This is a genomic window from Saccharothrix sp. HUAS TT1 (genome assembly GCF_040744945.1).
In the GTDB taxonomy this organism is placed as follows: Bacteria; Actinomycetota; Actinomycetes; order Mycobacteriales; family Pseudonocardiaceae; genus Actinosynnema.
In genome coordinates this window covers 4651132-4668857 of record NZ_CP160453.1, presented here as the reverse complement: position 1 = coordinate 4668857, position 17726 = coordinate 4651132, and the positions used below count along the sequence as shown (strand labels likewise).

The following is a 17726-nucleotide window of genomic DNA, read 5'->3' as shown; positions in this document are numbered from 1 at the left end:
TCACTCGACCGGAGCCTTTGACACGTCTTGACTGGGCCGCTCAGGCGCAGTGATTCCGCAGAACGGCTTCGAATGCGGCGAACATCCGAGGTAATGGCGATTGCGCTGATCAGGACGGGCTGACCGCTACTCAAAGTTTCGTTGAAGTTTCGGAGTGTGACGTATACGCTGATGACGCTCTGGGAGCGCTCCCATTTTGATCACCACCTTTCAGCCATTCGGAGATGGAGGCTCGTCCATGCGTATGCGCAATTCCTCCGGGTCCGTTACCAGACGGCGGGGCATCATCGCAGTTGTCCTCGCCATGGTGGCCTGCACGTTCGTCTGGACCCCGACGGCCTCGGCGCACGGCACCATCGTCGGTCCCGCGACCCGCGCCTACCAGTGCTGGCAGACCTGGGGCAGCAACCACACGAATCCTGCCATGCAGCAGCAGGACCCGATGTGCTACCAGGCCTTCCGGTCCAACGCCGACACCATGTGGAACTGGATGAGCGCGCTGCGCGACGGGCTCGGCGGCAACTTCCAGGGTGCGACCCCCAACGGGCAGCTGTGCAGCAACGCGCTGTCCCGCAACAACTCGCTGAACACCCCCGGCCAGTGGAAGACCACCAGCGTCGGCAGCAACTTCACCATGCACCTGTACGACCAGGCCAGCCACGGTGCGGACTACTTCCGGGTGTACATCAGCAAGAACGGGTTCAACCCGGCCACCCAGACCCTCGGCTGGGGCAACCTCGACTTCATCACGCAGACCGGCCGGTTCGCCCCGGCGAAGGACATCAGGTTCAACATCTCCACCAACGGTTCCTACCGGGGCCACCACGTCGTGTTCACGATCTGGCAGGCGTCCCACCTGGACCAGGCGTACATGTGGTGCAGTGACGTGAACTTCGGGTAACACCGGCCGGAGTTCGGGAGCAACCGGCTCGGCGCCGTTCCTCGGCGCCGGGCCGGTTTCGCCTTTCACCCACCCTGGCGGCGACCGGCGGACCGGAGCCCGCACCGACTCGGACCGTCCTCATCGGACACTGCCGAGCGGGTCACCGCCGGCTCCGCGCCGGGCACGGGTCGGGCGGCGGCGCGTCGCCGTCACCGGTGGTCTCCACCGGCACGTCCAGCGTCGTCTCACCGGCGTCGGCGAAGGTGAACGTGAGCGGGACGGTCGTGCCCGCGAGCACTTCCCGGGTGAAGTCGACGATCCGCAGGCGGTAGGCCGTGCCGACACCGCCCGGTCCGGCGACCGCGCCCCCGGCGGGCAGGCGGAGCCGGTCCACCCGCTCGCCGCGGCCGTCGCAGTCCCGGTCGGCCACCAGCTCGACGCGGGCCGCGCTCCCGGCGCGCACCCCGACCAGTGAGTCCGACCGGTCGGACTCGGTGAGCAGCGTCAACGTCACCGAGGCGTCGTCACCGGGCCGCCACGGGCCGTCCGGGGGCGCCTGCACCACGGCGTTGCGCAGCACCACGTCGCCGATCCGGCCGTTGGCCCCCATCGTGCCGCTCTCCAACACCCGCTGAGGCTCCCCGCAGGCCGTCACCGCCAGCAGGACCGCACCGAGGAGCGCCGTCGTTCGCAGACCGTCCACGTCGGACGGCTACCCGCCGGGCAGTGGCCGGAACGCCGCGGGCCGCGCCGTCAGCCGATCGCAAGGCGCGCCGATCGCACGACGCGCGCCACCCGGCGGAATTAGCACCATCGGAGCAGTAACGAATTACTTCGCTCGAATGGCGCATTTCCATCACCGTGCCACACCTGCACGCTGTGTTGATCCGCCGCACCAGCCTGTTCATATGAGGTTCCCTCATGCTTCTCGCTCTGCGTCGGACCCACTTCCCACCCCCACCGAAAGGTCAGTCGCGTCGTGACGGGTCCGAAATCATCATCGACCACCGATCAAGCCCCGCAGTCGCAGCCGCGCAAACCCCGCGCGGGTGACGCGCAGGGCGTCACCGGCCTGCTCCAGCCCGACGAGGACCACGACTACGTCCGGGTGGACGTGCGCGGTGACGGCAGCTGCCTGTTCTACTCGGTCGTCCTCGCCGCCGCGGGCGCGAACCTGCTGCCCACCCTGAGCGCGGAGCCGCCGCTCAAGAAGACGACCGACGAGGTCCGGCTCGACCTGCGGAGGGTCGCGGCCGCGCAGATGGGCGTCGACCTCGCCGGGTTCGACGCCGTGATGGAGGCTTACCAGTGGCGCGAGCGCGCCGCCATCGCCCACCACTGGACGCAGAACCCCGCCCGGTTCGCGGCGGACCTGCGCGGCGACATCACCTCCGTGATCATCGGCTTCCTGCAGAACCTCAAGCTGGTGGGGGCCATCTACGCGCAGGCGTCGGTGCCCAGCGCCACGGCGGCCGTCGACGTCGACGGCGACAACCCGGCCCCGCAGCAGGCTCCGGACGACAACACCGACGACTCGTTCTCCTTCGAGAGCGAGGACGAGGACGACGACGACCCGCAGGTGGCCGCCGCCCGCCGCACCCGGCGGCTCGCGTTCCTGACCGGCATCGGCACGCAGCACGTCCAGGACCAGGTGGTCCGCGCCGAGGCGCCGCTCGCCCAGGATCACCTGATCGTGGAGGACGACCTGCGCCAACGCGGCCTCTTCGCGGACAAGAAGCCGGGCGGCACCCTCTTCGCGTGGGCCATCAGCGGGCGGCTCGCCAACGCCATCAGCCTCGCGCACCAGGTGCGGCAGACCGGCATCGGTTCGCTCGTCCGCGTCAACAGCCCGTTCGCCCGCGAGATCAAGCTGCTCGTGCTCGACGCGCTCCAGTCCCGGCTGGCCGACCCGAACGCCGACGTCCTCGCCCCGTTCAACGGCGGCGAGTTCGCGAACCACCTCGACGCGCTGATCCCGCACTACATCGCGGAGTTCGCCGCCACGAAGGTGTACGCGGGGCAGGCGGCGCTGGCCGCGTTGAACGACCTGCACGGCCTGGAGATCGAGACCCACAGCTACCACGGCTCCTACCAGCGGCTGTTCGGCACGGACTCGGCGAGCACGGTGAAGGTGCTGGAGACGCCCGGCCACTTCCAGGTCCTCTGCGGGCCGTTCGAGCCGAACCACCTGCTGCCGCCCGGTTCGGTCAAGGCGCCCGCCCACGAGTCGGCGCTCTCCGGCACGACGAGCCTGCACCTCTGGGACAACGTCCTGGAGCTGACCCAGCTGAGCGCGCGGGCCGAGGGCAAGCGGGTCGTGGTCCTCGCCAAGGTCCACGGCAGGCGGCGGCCGGCGGCGCGGTGGCTGCGCGAGCTCATCGAGGACGGCCACCTGCTCGCGGACAGCCTGGGGACGATCCTCGCCGACGTGGAGGCCCTGGAGGAGCCGCCGTACGACGGCGGCCTGCTGAGCGAGTTCCTGCAGCCGTTCAGCGCGATCGCGCAGAAGGTCTACGACGCCCGTTCGGTCTTCGAGCACTACTTCGACGTCGACCTGGAGGTGGAGGTCGAGAGCGGGTTCGAGGAGATCACCACCCTCCAGGTCGTCGACGGGGTCATCCTGACCAACCAGCTGGTGCCGCTGGAGAGCTGCCTGGCCCGGGTGCTGCGCGGGCCGCTGGGCACCGGCCGCACCCTCCTGGGCGCCGAGCTGGTGCACGGGGTGATGGTGGACGCGCTGGGGTTCCAGAGCGCCCTGGACGTCGACCAGGTCGAAGAGGCCGAGGGGATGCTGCGGTCCGTCGGCGAGGCGCTGCACGAGCTGTCCGCGCAGCTCGGGGTCGACTCGCTGTTCGACGCGTGCCGGCGGCGGCCGATGGAGCCGCTGTTCCTCCCGTTCGGGGTGTTCTGGCCGACGGCGAAGGAGCTGGCCAAGTTCGGCATCGCGGAGGTGTTCGACGAGGACGCGTTCGTCCTGGAGGTGGAGCGCCAGGTCGGGCTCCAGCAGATCGCGATCAACCGGCTGGGCGCCGACGAGTGGATGATCAACCGCGACACGTTCAACCTGAAGGTCGGCGACCGCCGCGAGAAGATCATCGGCAACCGCAGCGGGAGCTACCTGGACGAGCTGGCGCGCACCCTGCTGCTCCGCAACGCCGAGATCGGCGACGAGAAGACGCGCAAGCGCAAGCGGGCGTGGATGGAGCAGAACAACAAGAAGCTCGCCAAGCTGGTGCCGGCGACCGACCCGCTGACGTACCTGATGGCGCGCGCCGAACTCGTGCACGACACCGCGCAGGGCATGGAGTTCGACCCGGAGAAGGAGCACGACACGAAGTTCCTGGCGGACCTGCTGGAGGACATCCTCGGCGCGGTGGTCGAGACGGACGCCGTGGACGAGGACGGCGTGCCGCTCACGGCCATGGTCGCGGGCGGCCTGGTCGGCCGCTCCAACTCGCAGGGCGGGTGGCGGCGCGTCAACCTGGACAAGCTGGCCGCCGCCGTGGAGGCGATGCGCGACGACTGGTCGGGCCTGCTCCCGCCGGTCGACCCGGGGAACCCGCTCGCCGGCCTCGCCGCGCTGCACAACCCGGACCAGGTGGCGGGCGGTGTGCGCGACCTGCCGGCCAAGCCGGAGGACATCACCGACCACATCGGGCCCGGCGTGGTGAACAGCGCGCTCGGCGCGACGTGGGGCCTGCGCGACCAGAAGGACCTGACCGCGCCGACGACCGCGAACCTGCTGGAGGAGGTCATCCGCGACCGGCACCCCGAGGCGACGTGGCCGTTGCTGGTGATGAACGTCGTGCTGGTCGTGCAGGTCGGTGACGGCGCGCACGTGCCGCCGTCGAAGCCGAACAAGAGGGTCAAGAAGTGACGTGCGGGGCCGGGTGGCGTGGCGTCACCCGGCCCCCGCGCGTCAGGCCACCGCGATGGTGATCGCCGCGGTGTGCACTTCCCCGCCGTGCGCGAACTCCAGGAACAGCCGGTACTCGCCGCGGTCGGCGAACGCCGCCTGGAACGTCAGCTCGCCGTCGACCAGCGGCACGCCCAGCGGTTGCACCGGGTGCAGGTGCGTGGCCGACAGCAGCATGGTGTGGAAGCCGGTCATGTGCCCGTAGGCGCCCAGGTGCGGTTCGAGCGCCGTGACCGGGGAGCCGTCCGGCGCGCGGATGGCGAAGCGCAGCGTCTGCGGGCGCATCGGCTCGGGCCGCTCGGGCTCGTCCACGCGCGTCACGGTGAACCCCGCGTCGGTCACCGCTTCGGCGGCCGGCGCGGGCACCGGCGCCAGCTCGGTGTCGCCGGGCACGCTGAACGGGACGCCGAGCACCACCGGGTGCCGGGGGTCCTGCGTGTCGAGCGGGACGAACTCGGCGAACATCCGGTACGCGCCGCCGTCGTCCAGCGCGATCGAGGTGTGCCAGGTGTCGCCGTCCAGGGTCGGGTGCACGTGCTGGAAGACGTGCATGTCGTCGCGGATGGCGAAGAAGTGCAGCTGCTTGGTCTGGTTGTCCAGGAAGCGGGTCGCCGGACGGCCGTCCGGTCCGATGATCCGGAACGCCACCGGCACCGCCGGGCCCCGGGTGGACGGCACGGTGACCCGCTCGAACCGGTAGCCGCTCTCGGTCTCGGACAGGCCGTCGCTGTGCGCGGCGGGCACCACGTCGGCGGGCGCGCCGCCCTGGTGCGCGGAGTGCGCGGGGGCGGGTGTGGCGCGGAACAACGTCAGCGCGCCCGCCACGACGATCGCGACGGCCACGACGACGAACACCCAGTCGGTGGAGCGCAGGTTGCGCATCATCACTCCTCACGTCCGGCGGGGACGGGTGGGGCCCGGCGCGCGGTGGGGACCACGCGCCGGGCCGTCACCTCAGAACTGGAGGCTCCAGGCGTCCACGTAGCCGGTGTCGGCGCTGTAGAGGTCCTGCACCTTCAGCTTCCAGGCGCCGTTCGCGACCTCCGCCGAGGCGTTCACCACGAACGTGGTGAGCACGTTGTCGGCCGAGTCCGACCCGGTGGACTTCAGCCGGAACGAGGAGCCGTCCGGCGCGACCAGGTCGATCACCAGGTCGCCCCGGTAGGTGTGCTTGATGTCGACGTTCACCTTCAACGTCGACGGCGCGTTGCCCGCCACGCCCGTCACGGTCACCTCGGAGGTCACCGCCGCGCCGTTGTCGGGGATGGCGACGTCGGTGGTGTTCTCGAACACCCCGGTCGGCGGCGGCTCGTCGCCTCCCAGGTCGGGCTTGACCACGACCAGGCCCTGCTCGATGCCGTTGACGATCACGATGCCGCTGGCGAAGTACGGGTAGTTGCTCCAGGCGCCGTTGAACTTCGCCTCGTTGCCCGCGGGGTAGATGTCGAAGTACCCCGCCTCGCTCAGCTGCGCCGAGGCGACCTTGGTGACGTCGAGGATGCGCAACCCCGCCTGGTAGTTGGCCTGGTAGGAGTACCCGTCCTTGACGTACTGGTTGTGGTCGATCGCGGTGGCGGGCGAGCTGTAGACGCCGGTGTGCACCGGTGCGGACAGCTTCGCCAGGTCCCAGATGTAGGTCTTGGTGCGCTTGTCGGTGCCGCGCGACTCGTCCAGCTCGTCGTCCAGCAGGAAGTAGCGCTGGTCCTCGGTCAGCCAGCCCTGGTGCGAGTACTGCGCGCCGGAGTACGCCTTGCGGGAGATCTGCACCGGCGCGGTCTTGTTGGTCACGTCGACGATCGTCAGCGTGTCCTCGTTGGCGTTGAAGCAGATCTCCCGGCCCCGGTACGCCGGGTCCGGGCCGCGGTAGACGACGCACTGGGTGTCGTGCGTGTAGCCGTCCTGGGACACGCACCCGGCCTTCACCGGCGACTTCGGCGTCCGGATGTCCACGATGTGGGGTCCGCCGCTGCAGGTGTTGGAGCCGATCGCGTAGGCGAAGCCGGTCTCCTCGTTGATGGCGATGTTGTGCGACGGGCCGAACTCCTTGTAGAGCGCGTCCGCCGTGAACGTCTGCGGCGTGCCGACCGCGCGCAGCCGGGTCAGGTCGAACACCTGCATCCCGTGGCCGCTGATGGCGTCGGCCACGATGAAAGCGTGGTTCTTGTACACCTTCATGTCGCGCCAGCTGCTGCTGCCGCCGTTGGACGGCAGGTTGCCCAGGTACCGGGGCGAGGTCGGCGTGCTCACGTCGACGAACGCGGTGCCGTTGGTCCGGCCGACGATGGCGTACTCCTTGCCGGAGGACGGGTCGGTCCAGCCCCAGATGTCGTTGCCGTTGCCGCCGCCGATGGCGGACAGGGGCAGGACGCTGAGCAGGTCCACGTTCTTGCAGGGGTAGATGTCGGCCTTGCCGTTCACGCACGGCACCCCGGCCGCGGCGCCGACCACGGCGTGCCGGTCGGCCGGGAGGTGGTCGGCCATGAAGGCCCGGACCGCCGCCTGCCCTTCGGGTGTGTCGGGGTCGTGCGCGGACGCCGTTGTCATCGACAACGCGACCACGGCGGCCGTGAGCACGGCCAGCCCCGCCGTTCGCAGGATCTTCATGGTGCGCTCCTCACCGGAAATCCCGGTCGCGGGGAGCGGCCGGGAGCAAGGTTTCCGATTGCCCTCGACGCTAGGAGGAGCGACCACCCGGCTGGAACCCCCGATCGTCGGCTCCCCGGAGGGGACGCGAGCGCAGCACGTGACCCGCCCCCGATGTCCGGCCCCCCCGATCCGATCCGCGAGGTAGCGACCTCAGGGGCGCGGAACCGCCCTCGTGCCTGCGCCGAACGGACCGCGAGGGCGGGTCGGCTGGCCCTCGCGGTCCGGTTCAGCGACCCCCGGGCGGGACTACGGGGTCGTGGTGAAGATCAGGTCGACCCAGAAGTTGTGGCCCGTGCTGGTCCTCGGGAACGCCGGGTACGACTGGATGCGGCCCGACATCCCGTTCGGGGAGGCGGGCGCGGTCAGCTGGGGTGTGTCGACGCCGCCGGAGCGGAAGTAGTCGGTGGTCTCCGAGTAGTGGCCCTGGGAGGTCTCGTACCAGACCAGGTAGGTCGTGCCCGCCGTGACCGGCACCGGCGTGGTGAAGGACTGGGACTGCCAGCCCGACGCCGTCTCGTCGGTGAACGTGCGGGACGCCAGGGGCGTGCCGTCCGGCAGGGAGAGGCCGCCGACGTGCTGACCGCCGTTGGCCGCCGACTTGTGGAACTTCACGCCCGTCACGAAGCCGTCGACGGTCGGGACGAAGTTGACGCCCAGGCCGACGCCGCCGTAGTAGGTCTGCTGGTGCACCTGCGGCACCGCCGCCTCGCTGAACAGCGAGCACGGGCACGGCGGGTTGCCGGTGGTGTACGACCAGGTGGTCGCCTCCGCCTCGACGTTGCCGTAGAGGTCGCCCGCCCGCACGGTCGCGGTGTAGGTCGTGCCGCGCACCAGCGGCGCGGCCGGCGTCCAGACCAGGGAGTGGTCGCGGTCGGCGCGGGTGAGGGTGCCGCGCATGGTGACGCCGTGAGAGTCCTGCACCTGGAACGTCGAGTCGACGGTGCTCACCTGCTCGTCGTAGGTGGCCTTGAGCGGCTGCTCCAGGCCGACGTCCACGCTGCCGTCCTCCGGCGCGTGTCCGTTGTGGACGGGAGGTGTGACGTCGTCGAACGGGGTGAGGTCGACGTCGACCCAGTAGTTGGTGCCGCCCCACGTGCGGTTGGGAAAACCGCCGCCCGGGATGAACACACCGGCCCGGCTGCCGTCCGCCGTGCTCAACGGGGCCGAGACGACCGGGTTGCGGCGGTCGAAGTACCCCAGGTCGGCCGAGTAGCGCCCGTTGGGCGCGGTGTAGGAGGCGATGTAGGTGGTGTCGCGCCTGATCGCGATCGGTTGGGCGAACGTCAGCGTCTGCCAGCCGCTCGCGGTCTCGTCGGTGAACGTGCCGGTCGCCAGCCGGTCACCGGTGGACGTCCACAGCGAGCCGGTGTGCGTGCCGGTGTTGCCGGGCCCCTTGTAGAACCGGACGCCGTTGACCCAGCCGCCGCGCGCCGCGGCGAACCGGACACCCAGCTCGTACAGCCCGCTGTCGTCGGCGGACGGGATCGTGGGCACGGTCGCCGCGCTGAACAGCGAGCACGGGCACGCCGCCGCGGGCTCGGTGGTGATCGGCCAGGTGACCGGCTCGGCCATGGTGTTGCCGTTGACGTCGGCGGCCATCACGCTCGCGACGTAGCGGGTGCCGGGCTTGAGCGGGCCGTTCGGCGTCCACGTGGCGGTTCGCCCGTCGGCCGAGAGCGCCGCCGTCCCGTGCAGGAGCCCGCCACCGCCGTCGGCCAGCGTGACGACCAGCGACCGCGGGTCGACGGCTTCGCTGAACCCGAGGGTCAACGCCCGGTCCAGCGGCACGTCCGCCGCGTCCGGGCCGGGCGCGCGGGTGTCCAGCACCGGCCGGGTGGTGTCGCCGTCGAGGCCGTTGCGGTAGACGACGTCGACCCAGTAGTTCGACGCGAGGTGCCCGGCGGTCGGGAACCCGTCGCCGTAGCGGAACAGCCCGTTGGGGCCGACCGCGCCGTCGGCGGGGGCGGTGACCGGGCCGTAGGCGGTCTGGCCCCGGAAGTGCCCCTGCGTGGCCGCGTAACGGCCGTCGGGCGCGTGGTAGGACGCCACGTAGGTGACGCCGGGCTCGACGGGCACCGGCCGGTCGAAGGTCAGCACCTGCCAGCCGGCCGTGGTCTCGTCGGTGAACGTGCCGGTGGCCAGCAGGACCCCGGTCGACGCCCAGAGCGAGCCGGTGTGCGTGCCGGTGTTGCCGAGCCCCTTGTAGAACCGGACGCCGGTCACCTCGCCGCGACCGCCGAACCGGACCTTGACGCCCAGCTCGATCGGCCGCGCGTCGTCGGAGGCGGGCACGGCCGGCACGTCGAAGTCGCCCCACAGCGAGCAGGGGCACTCCGCAGCGCGCGGCCTGCCGGTGGTGAACCGCCAGGTGTGCGCGGCGGTCTGGTTGCCGGCGGCGTCGCGGACCCGGACCGACGCGGTGATCGGCGCCCCGGCGGGCAGCGGGGCGTCGGGGAGGAACTGGGCGGTCCTGCCGTTGCCGGACGACGAGGCCGTTCCGGCGAGCGCGCCGTCGGGGCCGGTGAGCGTGAACTCGACCGAGTCCGGCGCCGGCGGTTCGTCGAAGGTGGCGGTGACGGGGGTCGACAGCGCGGCGCTGCCCGAGCCGTCCGGCGGCGTGGCGGCGACCAGGTCGGGAGCCCTGGTGTCCGCCCCGGGTTCCGGCGCCCACACCACGTCGACCCAGTAGTTGGTGTCGGCGAACCCGGTGTTCGGGAACCCGCCGCCGGTGCGGAACACGCCGTTGGGGCCGTCGACACCGGACTGCGGGCCGGTCAGCGGCTCCAGGTAGCGGGAGGACTGGGCGAAGTAGCCCCAGTCGTGCGAGTAGCGCCCGTTCGGGGCGAAGTAGGACGTGACGTACGTGGTGTCGCGGGTGACCGCGACGGGCGCGGCGAAGACCAGGGTCTGCCAGCCGCTCGCGGTCTCGTCGCGGAACGTGCCGGTCGCGAGCCGGTCGCCGGTGGCGGTCCACAGCGAGCCGGTGTGCGTGCCGGTGTTGCCGGGCCCCTTGTAGAACCGGACGCCGCGCACGTGGCCGTCGGACGTCGACCGCCACTTCACGCCCAGTTCGAGCGCCGCGTCGTCGGCCGCGCTCGGCGTCGCCGGCACGTCGGCGTCGGACCACAGCCCGCACGGGCAGGCGCGGGCGGCGACCGGCGTCTCCACGGCCGCCTGGCTGACGGTGTTCTGCGCGGCGTCGAGCGCGCGGACCCGCAGTTGCGCGGTCCCGGAGGAGGTCGGCGTGAACCGGTGGCTCCACGCCGACTGCCCGACCTGCCACCCGGCCGGCCGCCACGTCAGGCCGCCGTCGGTGGACACCTCCACGGCGGCGACCGGGCTCTCGTCGGCGACGGTGCCGGCGAACGCGTACGGCGTGCCGACCGTCGCCGTCGTCGGGACGTCGGTGAACGCGGTGGGCGTCGCGGCCACCGCCACCGGTGCGCGCCACGTCCCCGGCGCGACCACCAGCGCGGCGGCGAAGGCGATGACCGCGAACAACCTGACTGCCGTCGTACCGGATCTGAGCCGTGTCGCTCGGGGTAAGGACATCGGACCCGCTCTCTTCTCGCAGAGCCTGGCCGGCCCCGGACGCTACCGCCATCGGGGCGCGGGACGGCGCTGTTACCGCGTTGCGCCTGATGCCGTTCGGCATAGCCTTCGTGGCGCAAGCGGGCTCTGCGGAAGCCCCGAAAACTGCGGAGGCGCCCCACCGTGACCGCGATCCCCGACCGCGAGCGACCGTTCGACCGGACCCGCTTCGACTACTCGCCGTGGACCTTCTGGGAAGAGGCGGACGAGGGGGCGGGGCAGCGCCGGCTCGACGTCCAGCGCGAGCTGGTGGAGCACCGGGGTTACCGGATCGGCGAGCGCTGCTTCGTCTCCCAACCGGCCTCGGTGCAGAACGAGGACTTCCGGCTCGGCGACGGCGGTTACGTCGCCGCCGGCGCGTACCTGAGCGGATCGCTGCGCGCGGGGCGCGACTGCACCGTCAACCCCTACGCCGTGGTGCGCGGCGACGTCCGGCTGGGCGATGCCGTGCGGATCGGCGCGCACACGTCGATCCTCGCGTTCAACCACACGACCTCGGACCCGGGCACGGAGGTGTTCCGGCAACCGCTCAGCTCGCGCGGCATCACGATCGGCGACGACGTCTGGATCGGGTCGCACGTCGTCGTGCTGGACGGGGTGTCGGTCGGCGACCGGTCGGTGCTCGCGGCGGGTGCGGTGGTCACCAAGGACGTCCCGGCGGGCGCGATCGTCGGCGGCAACCCGGCTGGGCGTCGCGCCGACCGTCCGCGCCCAGTGCGACGCCGTCGAGGTCGCGGACCTGCTGCTCGGCCGGGCGCCCGACCAGCTGCCGGTCCAGGACCAGGTCCACCGGTTGCGCGGGTGGCAGGACCCGGTCACCGGGCTGGTCGGCGCCCTCCGGCCCGACGGCTCCGCAGCACCGGTCGTCAACGGCTTGGCCGACCCCGATGCCGCCTACCACGTCCTGTCCGTCGGGTACGCGCTGGAGCTGCTGGGCAGCCGGGGCGTGGGTGGACGCCCTCGGCACCGCGCTGCACTGGAACCGGCGGCACGGCGCGCGCGGCGCGACCGAAGCCCTGTTCGGGTGGCTGCTGACCAACGCCGACCCCCGCACCGGCACCTGGGGCCGACCCACGCCCGGCGAGGGCCTGCTCCAGGTCGTCAACGGCTTCTACCGCGCCGCACGCGGCACGTTCGCCCGGTTCGACGTGCCCGTGCCGCGCCCGGAACGGGTGATCGACACCGTCCTGGAGCACGTCCGCGACGCCCGGTTCTTCGCCCCGGACCGGCAGAACGCCTGCAACGTCCTCGACGTCGCCCACCCGCTGCGGCTGACCCGCCACACCGGCCACCGCGCCGCCGAGGTGGACGCCGTCGCGCGCCGACTGCTCACCGACGCCCTGAACCACTGGACGGACGGCGCGGGCTTCGGCTTCCGCGCGCCGTACCCGACCACCGCCGGCCTGCCGGTCACCGCGCCGGGCTTGCGGGGCACGGAGATGTGGCCGGCGATCACCTGGCTGCCAGCCGACCTGCTCGGTCTGGCCGAAGCCCTGCCCTACCGCCCGCGCGGAGTCCACCGCCCTGAACCCGCCACCAGCCTCCCGTGACCCGCTCCCGGGTTCACGAGTCCGGGCCGTGCGAGGGGAATCCGCGAGACCGCGACAGGACGTCGAGCGCCGCATCGCACGCGTACACCACCTCCCCCGAACCGCGTCGACGCACGATGTCGTGCTGCACCAGGGCTCGCAGGACCTGAGCCGCGGTCCGACGGGCCAACCCGAACTTCTCGCCCAGGTCCCGAGCCGTGAAGACCGGCGAGGTCATCAGCGCGCCGATGACGCGACGCACGACCGGCGACGGCGACAGCCGCGCCTGGAAGTCGCGGCGCAGTCCCTCCAGGTCGTCGATCAACCCGATCTGCGCGAGCGCGAGGTCTCGGAGGTCGCGGACGTAGGACTCGACCCACTCGTGGACCGGTCCGCCGTCCACGAGCGCGCGGAGGCGCCGGTGGTGGACGTCGTGACGCCACTCGGACAGCGGCAGCACGTGGCCGCGCACCAGGCCGTTCCGGATCAGTTCCAGCACCGAGAACGCGCGGGCGACCTGGCCGTTGGCGGTGGGGAACGGTTGCAGCAGCTCCAGTTGGGCGTGCGCCAGCGCGACCTTGGCGAGGCGCGGCAGCCCCGGCGCCGCGCGCACCCAGGTCGCCCACTGCTCCAGTGCCGCGAGCAGCGGGGCGCCGGACGCGGTGAGGAGGTAGGCGTCCTGCTTCCCCCCGGCGCTGAGCCACCCGACGCCGGTCCGCACCCGGTCGTCCCCCGTGAAGGCCGCGCCGAGCCGGCGGAGCGAATCGACATCGGGCTCCTTGCCGCGCATCAACTCCTCCTCGGCGCTCCGGAATGCGTCCATCGTCGTGTTCAGGGACGAGCAGGAGCCGGAACGGCGCTCCACCAGCAGTTCGGCCAAGCCGACCGCGGGCCACTGCGCGCGCACGTCGCGGAGGCGCTGGAGCTCGTGGAACGCCGCCGGGTCCGGCAGGTGCCGAACCGCCTCGTCCAGCCTGCCGAGCGCGTGTTCCGCCAGCGCCAGGAGGCGGTGCGCGGAGGTGGGCAGGGCGAGGTCCGACGGCAGCGGCGCGGGCACGTGGGCGCCCTGCCGGCGCAGGTGGGCCGGCACACCGTCGTCGCCGACCGGCAGCCACCGGCCGGGCGCGAGCCGACCGGCGGCCGGTTCGACCGCCACCGCGGGTGCGACGGGCTCGGCCGGGACCACCAGGCGGAGCTGCGGGCGGTCGTCGGCGACCCCGAGCAGACCCCGCAGCCGGGACAGCGGCCAGACCAGCTCGCGGGCGAGGTCCCGCCGCGTCAGGCCGTGCTGCTCCGCCAGTTCGAACGCGCCGCGCAGCAACGTCGACCTCTCGCCCGGGTAGTGGTCGACCGACCGGGTCCGCCGCTGCCCGGTCGCCCCGACCTCCTGGAGGCGTTGCCGAGCCCGCCTGGCCGACACCTCCGAGATCACCCCGAGTTCCCTGGCCCGCTTGACCAGGGCCGCCGGCGGGACGCCCCAGAACTCGCCGAGGGCGTCCAGGACCACGACCCGCGGGCGGGTCGGCAGCTCGTCCGCCAGCTCGGCGGCGGGCATCAGCAGTTCGGCGGCGAACCGGTCCGCACCGCGTTCCTGCGCCGCGTCCCCCGGCGCCGCCTCGTGGTGCAGCACCAGGTGGCCGAGTTCGTGCGCGGCGGCGAAGCGGAGGTCGTGGACGTCGGCGGTCCGGTCGGCCGTGATGACGATGATCGGCCGGGGCAGCCGCGACGTGCCGAACGTGCCGACGCCCGCCGTCCCCTCCTCGCCCGCGCCGCACTGCGAGACGACTATCCCGTGCGCCTCCATGGTCCGCACCAGGTGCCGGACCGGCCCCGGCCCCAGCCCCCAGCGCCGCTTCAGCTCGCCGGCCGCGACCTCCGGCGCGGCGGCGGAGGTCGGCAGGTCGACCTTCGGCAGTTCCACCCGGATCTCCAGGGCGTGCGTCAACTCCCACAACTGCTCGACGTGCGCGACCGCTCGCGCGCGCTGCGACGCCCTGGTGGCGCGGAGGCTGCGGAAGTGCACCCCGGAGGCGTCCAGCCGGACGTGCGGGCGGCCGGTAGCGAAGAACGCGACCGGGTAGCCGAGGTGGTCGGCCAGCTTCTCCAGGTGGTCGGGCCGCGGGTGGGTGACCGCGCCCTCGTACTGCCCCACCGCCGCCGCCGAGACCCGCATGACGTCGGCGACCTCCTGCTTGGTGAGGCCGGCGAGCAGGCGGAGCTGGGTCAGCCGGGCGGGGTCGAAGGCGTCCGCCACGGCCCTGGCCGACAGGTCCTCCGCGGGGAACGGCTGCCCGGTGCGCCGGCTCATCGGTCTCGACGGGCGGTCGGCCGCGCGACCGGCGCGCTTTCCCGCCGCGTCCGGTGGCGCAGCGGGAGGTCTTCCGGTTCGCCGGTGTCGAACGCCATCCCGCGATCGCGTGCCGGGGCCGCGAGCCGGGCGTGGTCGAGCCGGGCGTGGTCGAGCCGGAACTCCTCCCGGAAGTGCCACCGCAGGAAGCCGTCCGGCTTCAGCTCCGCGTAACCGAGGTGGCAGCGCAGCAGCGCCTCCGGGATCGAGGCGTACGCCACCACCGCCGCGATGCCGCCGTCGGCGTTCGGGACCGTGATCGCCGCCTCGTGGGAGGCCAGTTCGCGCCGCGCGGCCGACGGCAACCTCCCGACCACCTCGTCGCCGAAGCCGCGCTCGCCGAAGTCCAGTTCCAGCGGCACGTCCACGTGCTCGAACAGCGCGCCGGCGTACCGCGAGCGGGGACGCCCGAAGCGCACCCAGTCGATCCTGGTCCGCGAGTTCCGCGCGTAGCGCCACGGGATCACCGGCACCCCTTCGACGACCGGCAGGTCGTACTGCCCGCCGACGATCCGGTGCGGCCGGACGCCCGCGACCCCGCTGAACCCGGCCACCAGCGCGTTCGGCACGCCGAGCCACATCGCGCCGTAGTGCACCGACTGGGTCAGGCCCGAGGAGAGCTGGGTCGCGGCGTGCTCGTCGTGCGCCTTGGCGAGCACCGCCGGGATCACCGACCTGAAGTAGGGACCTTCGACGCCCAGGACGGCACGCGCCCAAGCCATGCCAACCACTTCCGACACGCCACACCCTCCAGCAACTTCAGATCGACGCGGGGAAGTTATCAGCGCACTTCAGTTCTCGACACGAATCAGACACCTTCGGGTGAACTCCTCCCGGCCGAGTCACATGGGGGCGATTCCCGGACCGAGTGGCGCACTAGGGTGACGGCCGTGGGTCCCGGTGGGTTCGTCCAGCACGTGCGCCTGCACCCGCACGCCGGCACCGGCCGCTACCCCTACACCTTGCCGGTCGTGCGTGAGCTGGACCGGTCGGGTGGGGTGGACCTCGACCCCGCGGTGACGTTCCTGGTCGGTGACAACGGCAGCGGCAAGTCCACGGTGGTGGAGGCGATCGCGGTGGCGGTCGGGTTCAACGCAGAGGGCGGGTCGCAGTCGTTCCGGTTCGCCACCAGGGCGACCGAGTCCGGTCTCGGTGACGACCTGGTCCTGCGCTGGGGCCCGCGCAAGCCGCGGACCGGGTTCTTCCTGCGAGCCGAGTCGTACTACAACGTCGCCACCGAGATCGAGCGGCTGGACGCGGACGGCGCGCCGCTGCTGGCGTCCTACGGCGGCGTGTCGCCGCACGAGCGCTCGCACGGCGAGTCCTTCCTGGACCTGGTCACCCACCGGTTCGGGCCGAACGGGCTGTACCTGCTGGACGAGCCGGAGGCCGCGCTGTCGGTGCGCGGCTGCCTGGCGCTGGTCGCGCGGATCGCCGAGCTGACCCGGCAGAACTGCCAGTTCGTCATCGCGACGCACTCGCCGGTCCTGCTCGCCGTGCCCGGCGCGCTGATCCTGCAGATCGACGGCGACGGCCGGATCGAGCGGGTCGGCTACGACGAGGCCGACCCGGTCGCCCTGACCCGCGGCTTCCTCGCCGCGCCGGACCGGTTCCTGCGCCACCTGCTGGACGATGAGTGATCCAGGGGCGCACATCCCCGACAAGCGCGCATCGACATCACCTTGGGTAATCAATACAGTGCTCTAGGTGACTACCGCTGAGAACGGCCCGGAACCCGACCCGCGACCGGGCGAAGCGGATGCCCGCTTCGCGTTGATGGACCTGGCGATGAGCTACCTGTACCCGGCCGCCCTGCGCGCCGCGGCGGTGCTGCGGGTCGCCGACCACCTGGTCGACGGGCCGCGCCCGGTCGCCGAGCTGGCCGCGGCGGTCGGCGCCGACCCGCTGAACCTGCACCGGGTGCTGCGGCTGCTGGCCACCCGCGGCATCTTCGCCGAGGACGACGGCGGGCGGTTCGCGCTCACCCCCGCGGCGGAACTGCTGCGCACCGACGTGCCCGCGTCGTTCCAGCCGGCGGTCCTGATGCTCACCGACAAGACATTCTGGCGACCCGCCGGCGAGCTGGACGAGACCGCCCGCACCGGGACCTCGCAGTTCGAGCGGCTGTTCGGGATGCCGTTCTTCGACCACTTCGCGAGCGACCCCGACACCGCCGCGGTCTTCCACGTCGGCATGGCCTCGATGTCGGACCCGGAGAGCCCGCTCGTCGCGCGGGCCTACGACTTCCCGGACGGCGCCACGGTCGTGGACGTCGGCGGCGGTCACGGCGGCCTGCTGCTGGCCGTGCTGCGGGAGCACCCCGGGCTGCGCGGCGTGCTGTTCGACCAGCAGCACGTGCTGGACGGGCACCGGCTCGGCGAACTCGGCGCGGACGACCGCTGGGACCTCGTCGCGGGCGACTTCTTCACCGGGGCGCCGGCCGGCGACGTCTACCTGGTCAAGCGGATCCTGCACGACTGGGACGACGAGCACAGCCTGCGCATCCTGCGCCAGTGCCGACGAGCGGTGTCCGAGCGCGGTCGCGTCCTGGTCGTGGACGCGGTGATCCCGCCCGGCAACGACCCCGACCCGGGCAAGGTCATCGACCTGCTCATGATGAGCTCCTTCACCGGGCGGGAGCGCACCCGCGCCGACTTCGAGGCCCTGTTCGCCCGCGCCGGCCTGCGCCTGGGCCGGGTGCTGCCCACCGGCACCCGGCTGTCGATCGTCGAGGGCGTCCCCGCGTGACCGGACGTCGCGCCGTCGTCCGGTCACGCGGTCACGCGGTCAGGCGGGGGCGCCAGTGACGACGTC

Annotated in this window: 13 protein-coding genes; 6 read left to right on the top strand and 7 right to left on the bottom strand. The window is 72.4% G+C overall.

Annotated elements, in window-relative coordinates; all coding sequences use genetic code 11:
* Window positions 1-304: 304 nt before the first annotated feature.
* Complete coding sequence (locus AB0F89_RS22245; RefSeq protein ID WP_367127467.1) at window positions 305-901, top strand: lytic polysaccharide monooxygenase; 597 nt, start codon at window positions 305-307, stop codon at window positions 899-901.
* A 142-nt stretch (window positions 902-1043) separates the two neighbouring features.
* Here AB0F89_RS22245 and AB0F89_RS22240 read toward each other — a convergent pair whose 3' ends face one another.
* Window positions 1044-1586, bottom strand: coding sequence for a copper chaperone PCu(A)C (locus tag AB0F89_RS22240; protein WP_367127466.1), 543 nt, complete (start codon window positions 1584-1586; stop codon window positions 1044-1046).
* A 276-nt stretch (window positions 1587-1862) separates the two neighbouring features.
* Here AB0F89_RS22240 and AB0F89_RS22235 point away from each other — a divergent pair, with 276 nt between their 5' ends.
* Window positions 1863-4760 (top strand): polymorphic toxin type 15 domain-containing protein, encoded by a 2898-nt coding sequence (locus AB0F89_RS22235; RefSeq protein WP_367127465.1) that lies wholly within the window; start codon window positions 1863-1865, stop codon window positions 4758-4760.
* A 42-nt stretch (window positions 4761-4802) separates the two neighbouring features.
* Here AB0F89_RS22235 and AB0F89_RS22230 read toward each other — a convergent pair whose 3' ends face one another.
* The 4 genes from AB0F89_RS22230 to AB0F89_RS22215 all read right to left on the bottom strand — a co-directional run bounded on the left by AB0F89_RS22230 (window position 4803) and on the right by AB0F89_RS22215 (window position 11680).
* Window positions 4803-5684 carry a hypothetical protein gene (locus AB0F89_RS22230; RefSeq protein ID WP_367127464.1) on the bottom strand — a complete coding sequence of 294 codons (882 nt, stop codon included), beginning with the start codon at window positions 5682-5684 and terminating at the stop codon, window positions 4803-4805.
* 69 nt (window positions 5685-5753) lie between these two features.
* Window positions 5754-7403: a choice-of-anchor B family protein gene (locus AB0F89_RS22225; protein WP_367127463.1), complete on the bottom strand. Its 1650-nt coding sequence runs from the start codon at window positions 7401-7403 to the stop codon at window positions 5754-5756.
* Between the two features lie 288 nt (window positions 7404-7691).
* A complete protein-coding gene (locus tag AB0F89_RS22220) occupies window positions 7692-10946 on the bottom strand; it encodes a DUF4082 domain-containing protein (protein WP_367127462.1) in 3255 nt (1084 codons plus the stop codon).
* A 497-nt stretch (window positions 10947-11443) separates the two neighbouring features.
* Complete coding sequence (locus AB0F89_RS22215; RefSeq protein WP_367139175.1) at window positions 11444-11680, bottom strand: hypothetical protein; 237 nt, start codon at window positions 11678-11680, stop codon at window positions 11444-11446.
* Here AB0F89_RS22215 and AB0F89_RS22210 point away from each other — a divergent pair.
* Together AB0F89_RS22210 and AB0F89_RS22205 are read left to right on the top strand one after the other, a co-directional pair.
* Entirely contained in the window at window positions 11622-12071 is a 450-nt protein-coding gene (locus tag AB0F89_RS22210) for a hypothetical protein (RefSeq protein WP_367138968.1), read from the top strand. The two genes, AB0F89_RS22215 and AB0F89_RS22210, sit on opposite strands and share 59 nt — an antisense overlap.
* Window positions 11987-12586, top strand: coding sequence for a hypothetical protein (locus AB0F89_RS22205; RefSeq protein WP_367127461.1), 600 nt, complete (start codon window positions 11987-11989; stop codon window positions 12584-12586). Before AB0F89_RS22210 ends, AB0F89_RS22205 begins: the two co-directional genes overlap by 85 nt.
* Before the next feature lie 13 nt (window positions 12587-12599).
* Here AB0F89_RS22205 and AB0F89_RS22200 read toward each other — a convergent pair whose 3' ends face one another.
* Window positions 12600-14873: an ImmA/IrrE family metallo-endopeptidase gene (locus AB0F89_RS22200; protein WP_367127460.1), complete on the bottom strand. Its 2274-nt coding sequence runs from the start codon at window positions 14871-14873 to the stop codon at window positions 12600-12602.
* On the bottom strand, window positions 14870-15634 hold the full coding sequence (locus AB0F89_RS22195; RefSeq protein ID WP_367127459.1) for a hypothetical protein: 765 nt from the start codon (window positions 15632-15634) through the stop codon (window positions 14870-14872). The genes AB0F89_RS22200 and AB0F89_RS22195 overlap by 4 nt, the downstream gene beginning before the upstream one ends.
* Before the next feature lie 168 nt (window positions 15635-15802).
* On the opposite strand from AB0F89_RS22195, the gene AB0F89_RS22190 reads away from it, so the two are divergent.
* Window positions 15803-16552 carry an AAA family ATPase gene (locus AB0F89_RS22190; RefSeq protein WP_367127458.1) on the top strand — a complete coding sequence of 250 codons (750 nt, stop codon included), beginning with the start codon at window positions 15803-15805 and terminating at the stop codon, window positions 16550-16552.
* A 67-nt stretch (window positions 16553-16619) separates the two neighbouring features.
* Window positions 16620-17660, top strand: a complete 1041-nt coding sequence (locus tag AB0F89_RS22185; protein WP_367127457.1) for a methyltransferase — start codon at window positions 16620-16622, stop codon at window positions 17658-17660.
* Window positions 17661-17726: the final 66 nt, after the last annotated feature.

What these genes read in the sequence shown, in the direction of transcription:
- AB0F89_RS22200 (WP_367127460.1), bottom strand. Translation starts at nt 14,873, where the DNA reads ATGAGCCGGCGCACCGGGCAGCCGTTCCCCGCGGAGGACCTGTCGGCC.
- AB0F89_RS22245 (WP_367127467.1), top strand. Translation starts at nt 305, where the DNA reads ATGGTGGCCTGCACGTTCGTCTGGACCCCGACGGCCTCGGCGCACGGC.
- AB0F89_RS22230 (WP_367127464.1), bottom strand. Translation starts at nt 5,684, where the DNA reads ATGATGCGCAACCTGCGCTCCACCGACTGGGTGTTCGTCGTCGTGGCC.
- AB0F89_RS22225 (WP_367127463.1), bottom strand. Translation starts at nt 7,403, where the DNA reads ATGAAGATCCTGCGAACGGCGGGGCTGGCCGTGCTCACGGCCGCCGTG.
- AB0F89_RS22195 (WP_367127459.1), bottom strand. Translation starts at nt 15,634, where the DNA reads ATGGCTTGGGCGCGTGCCGTCCTGGGCGTCGAAGGTCCCTACTTCAGG.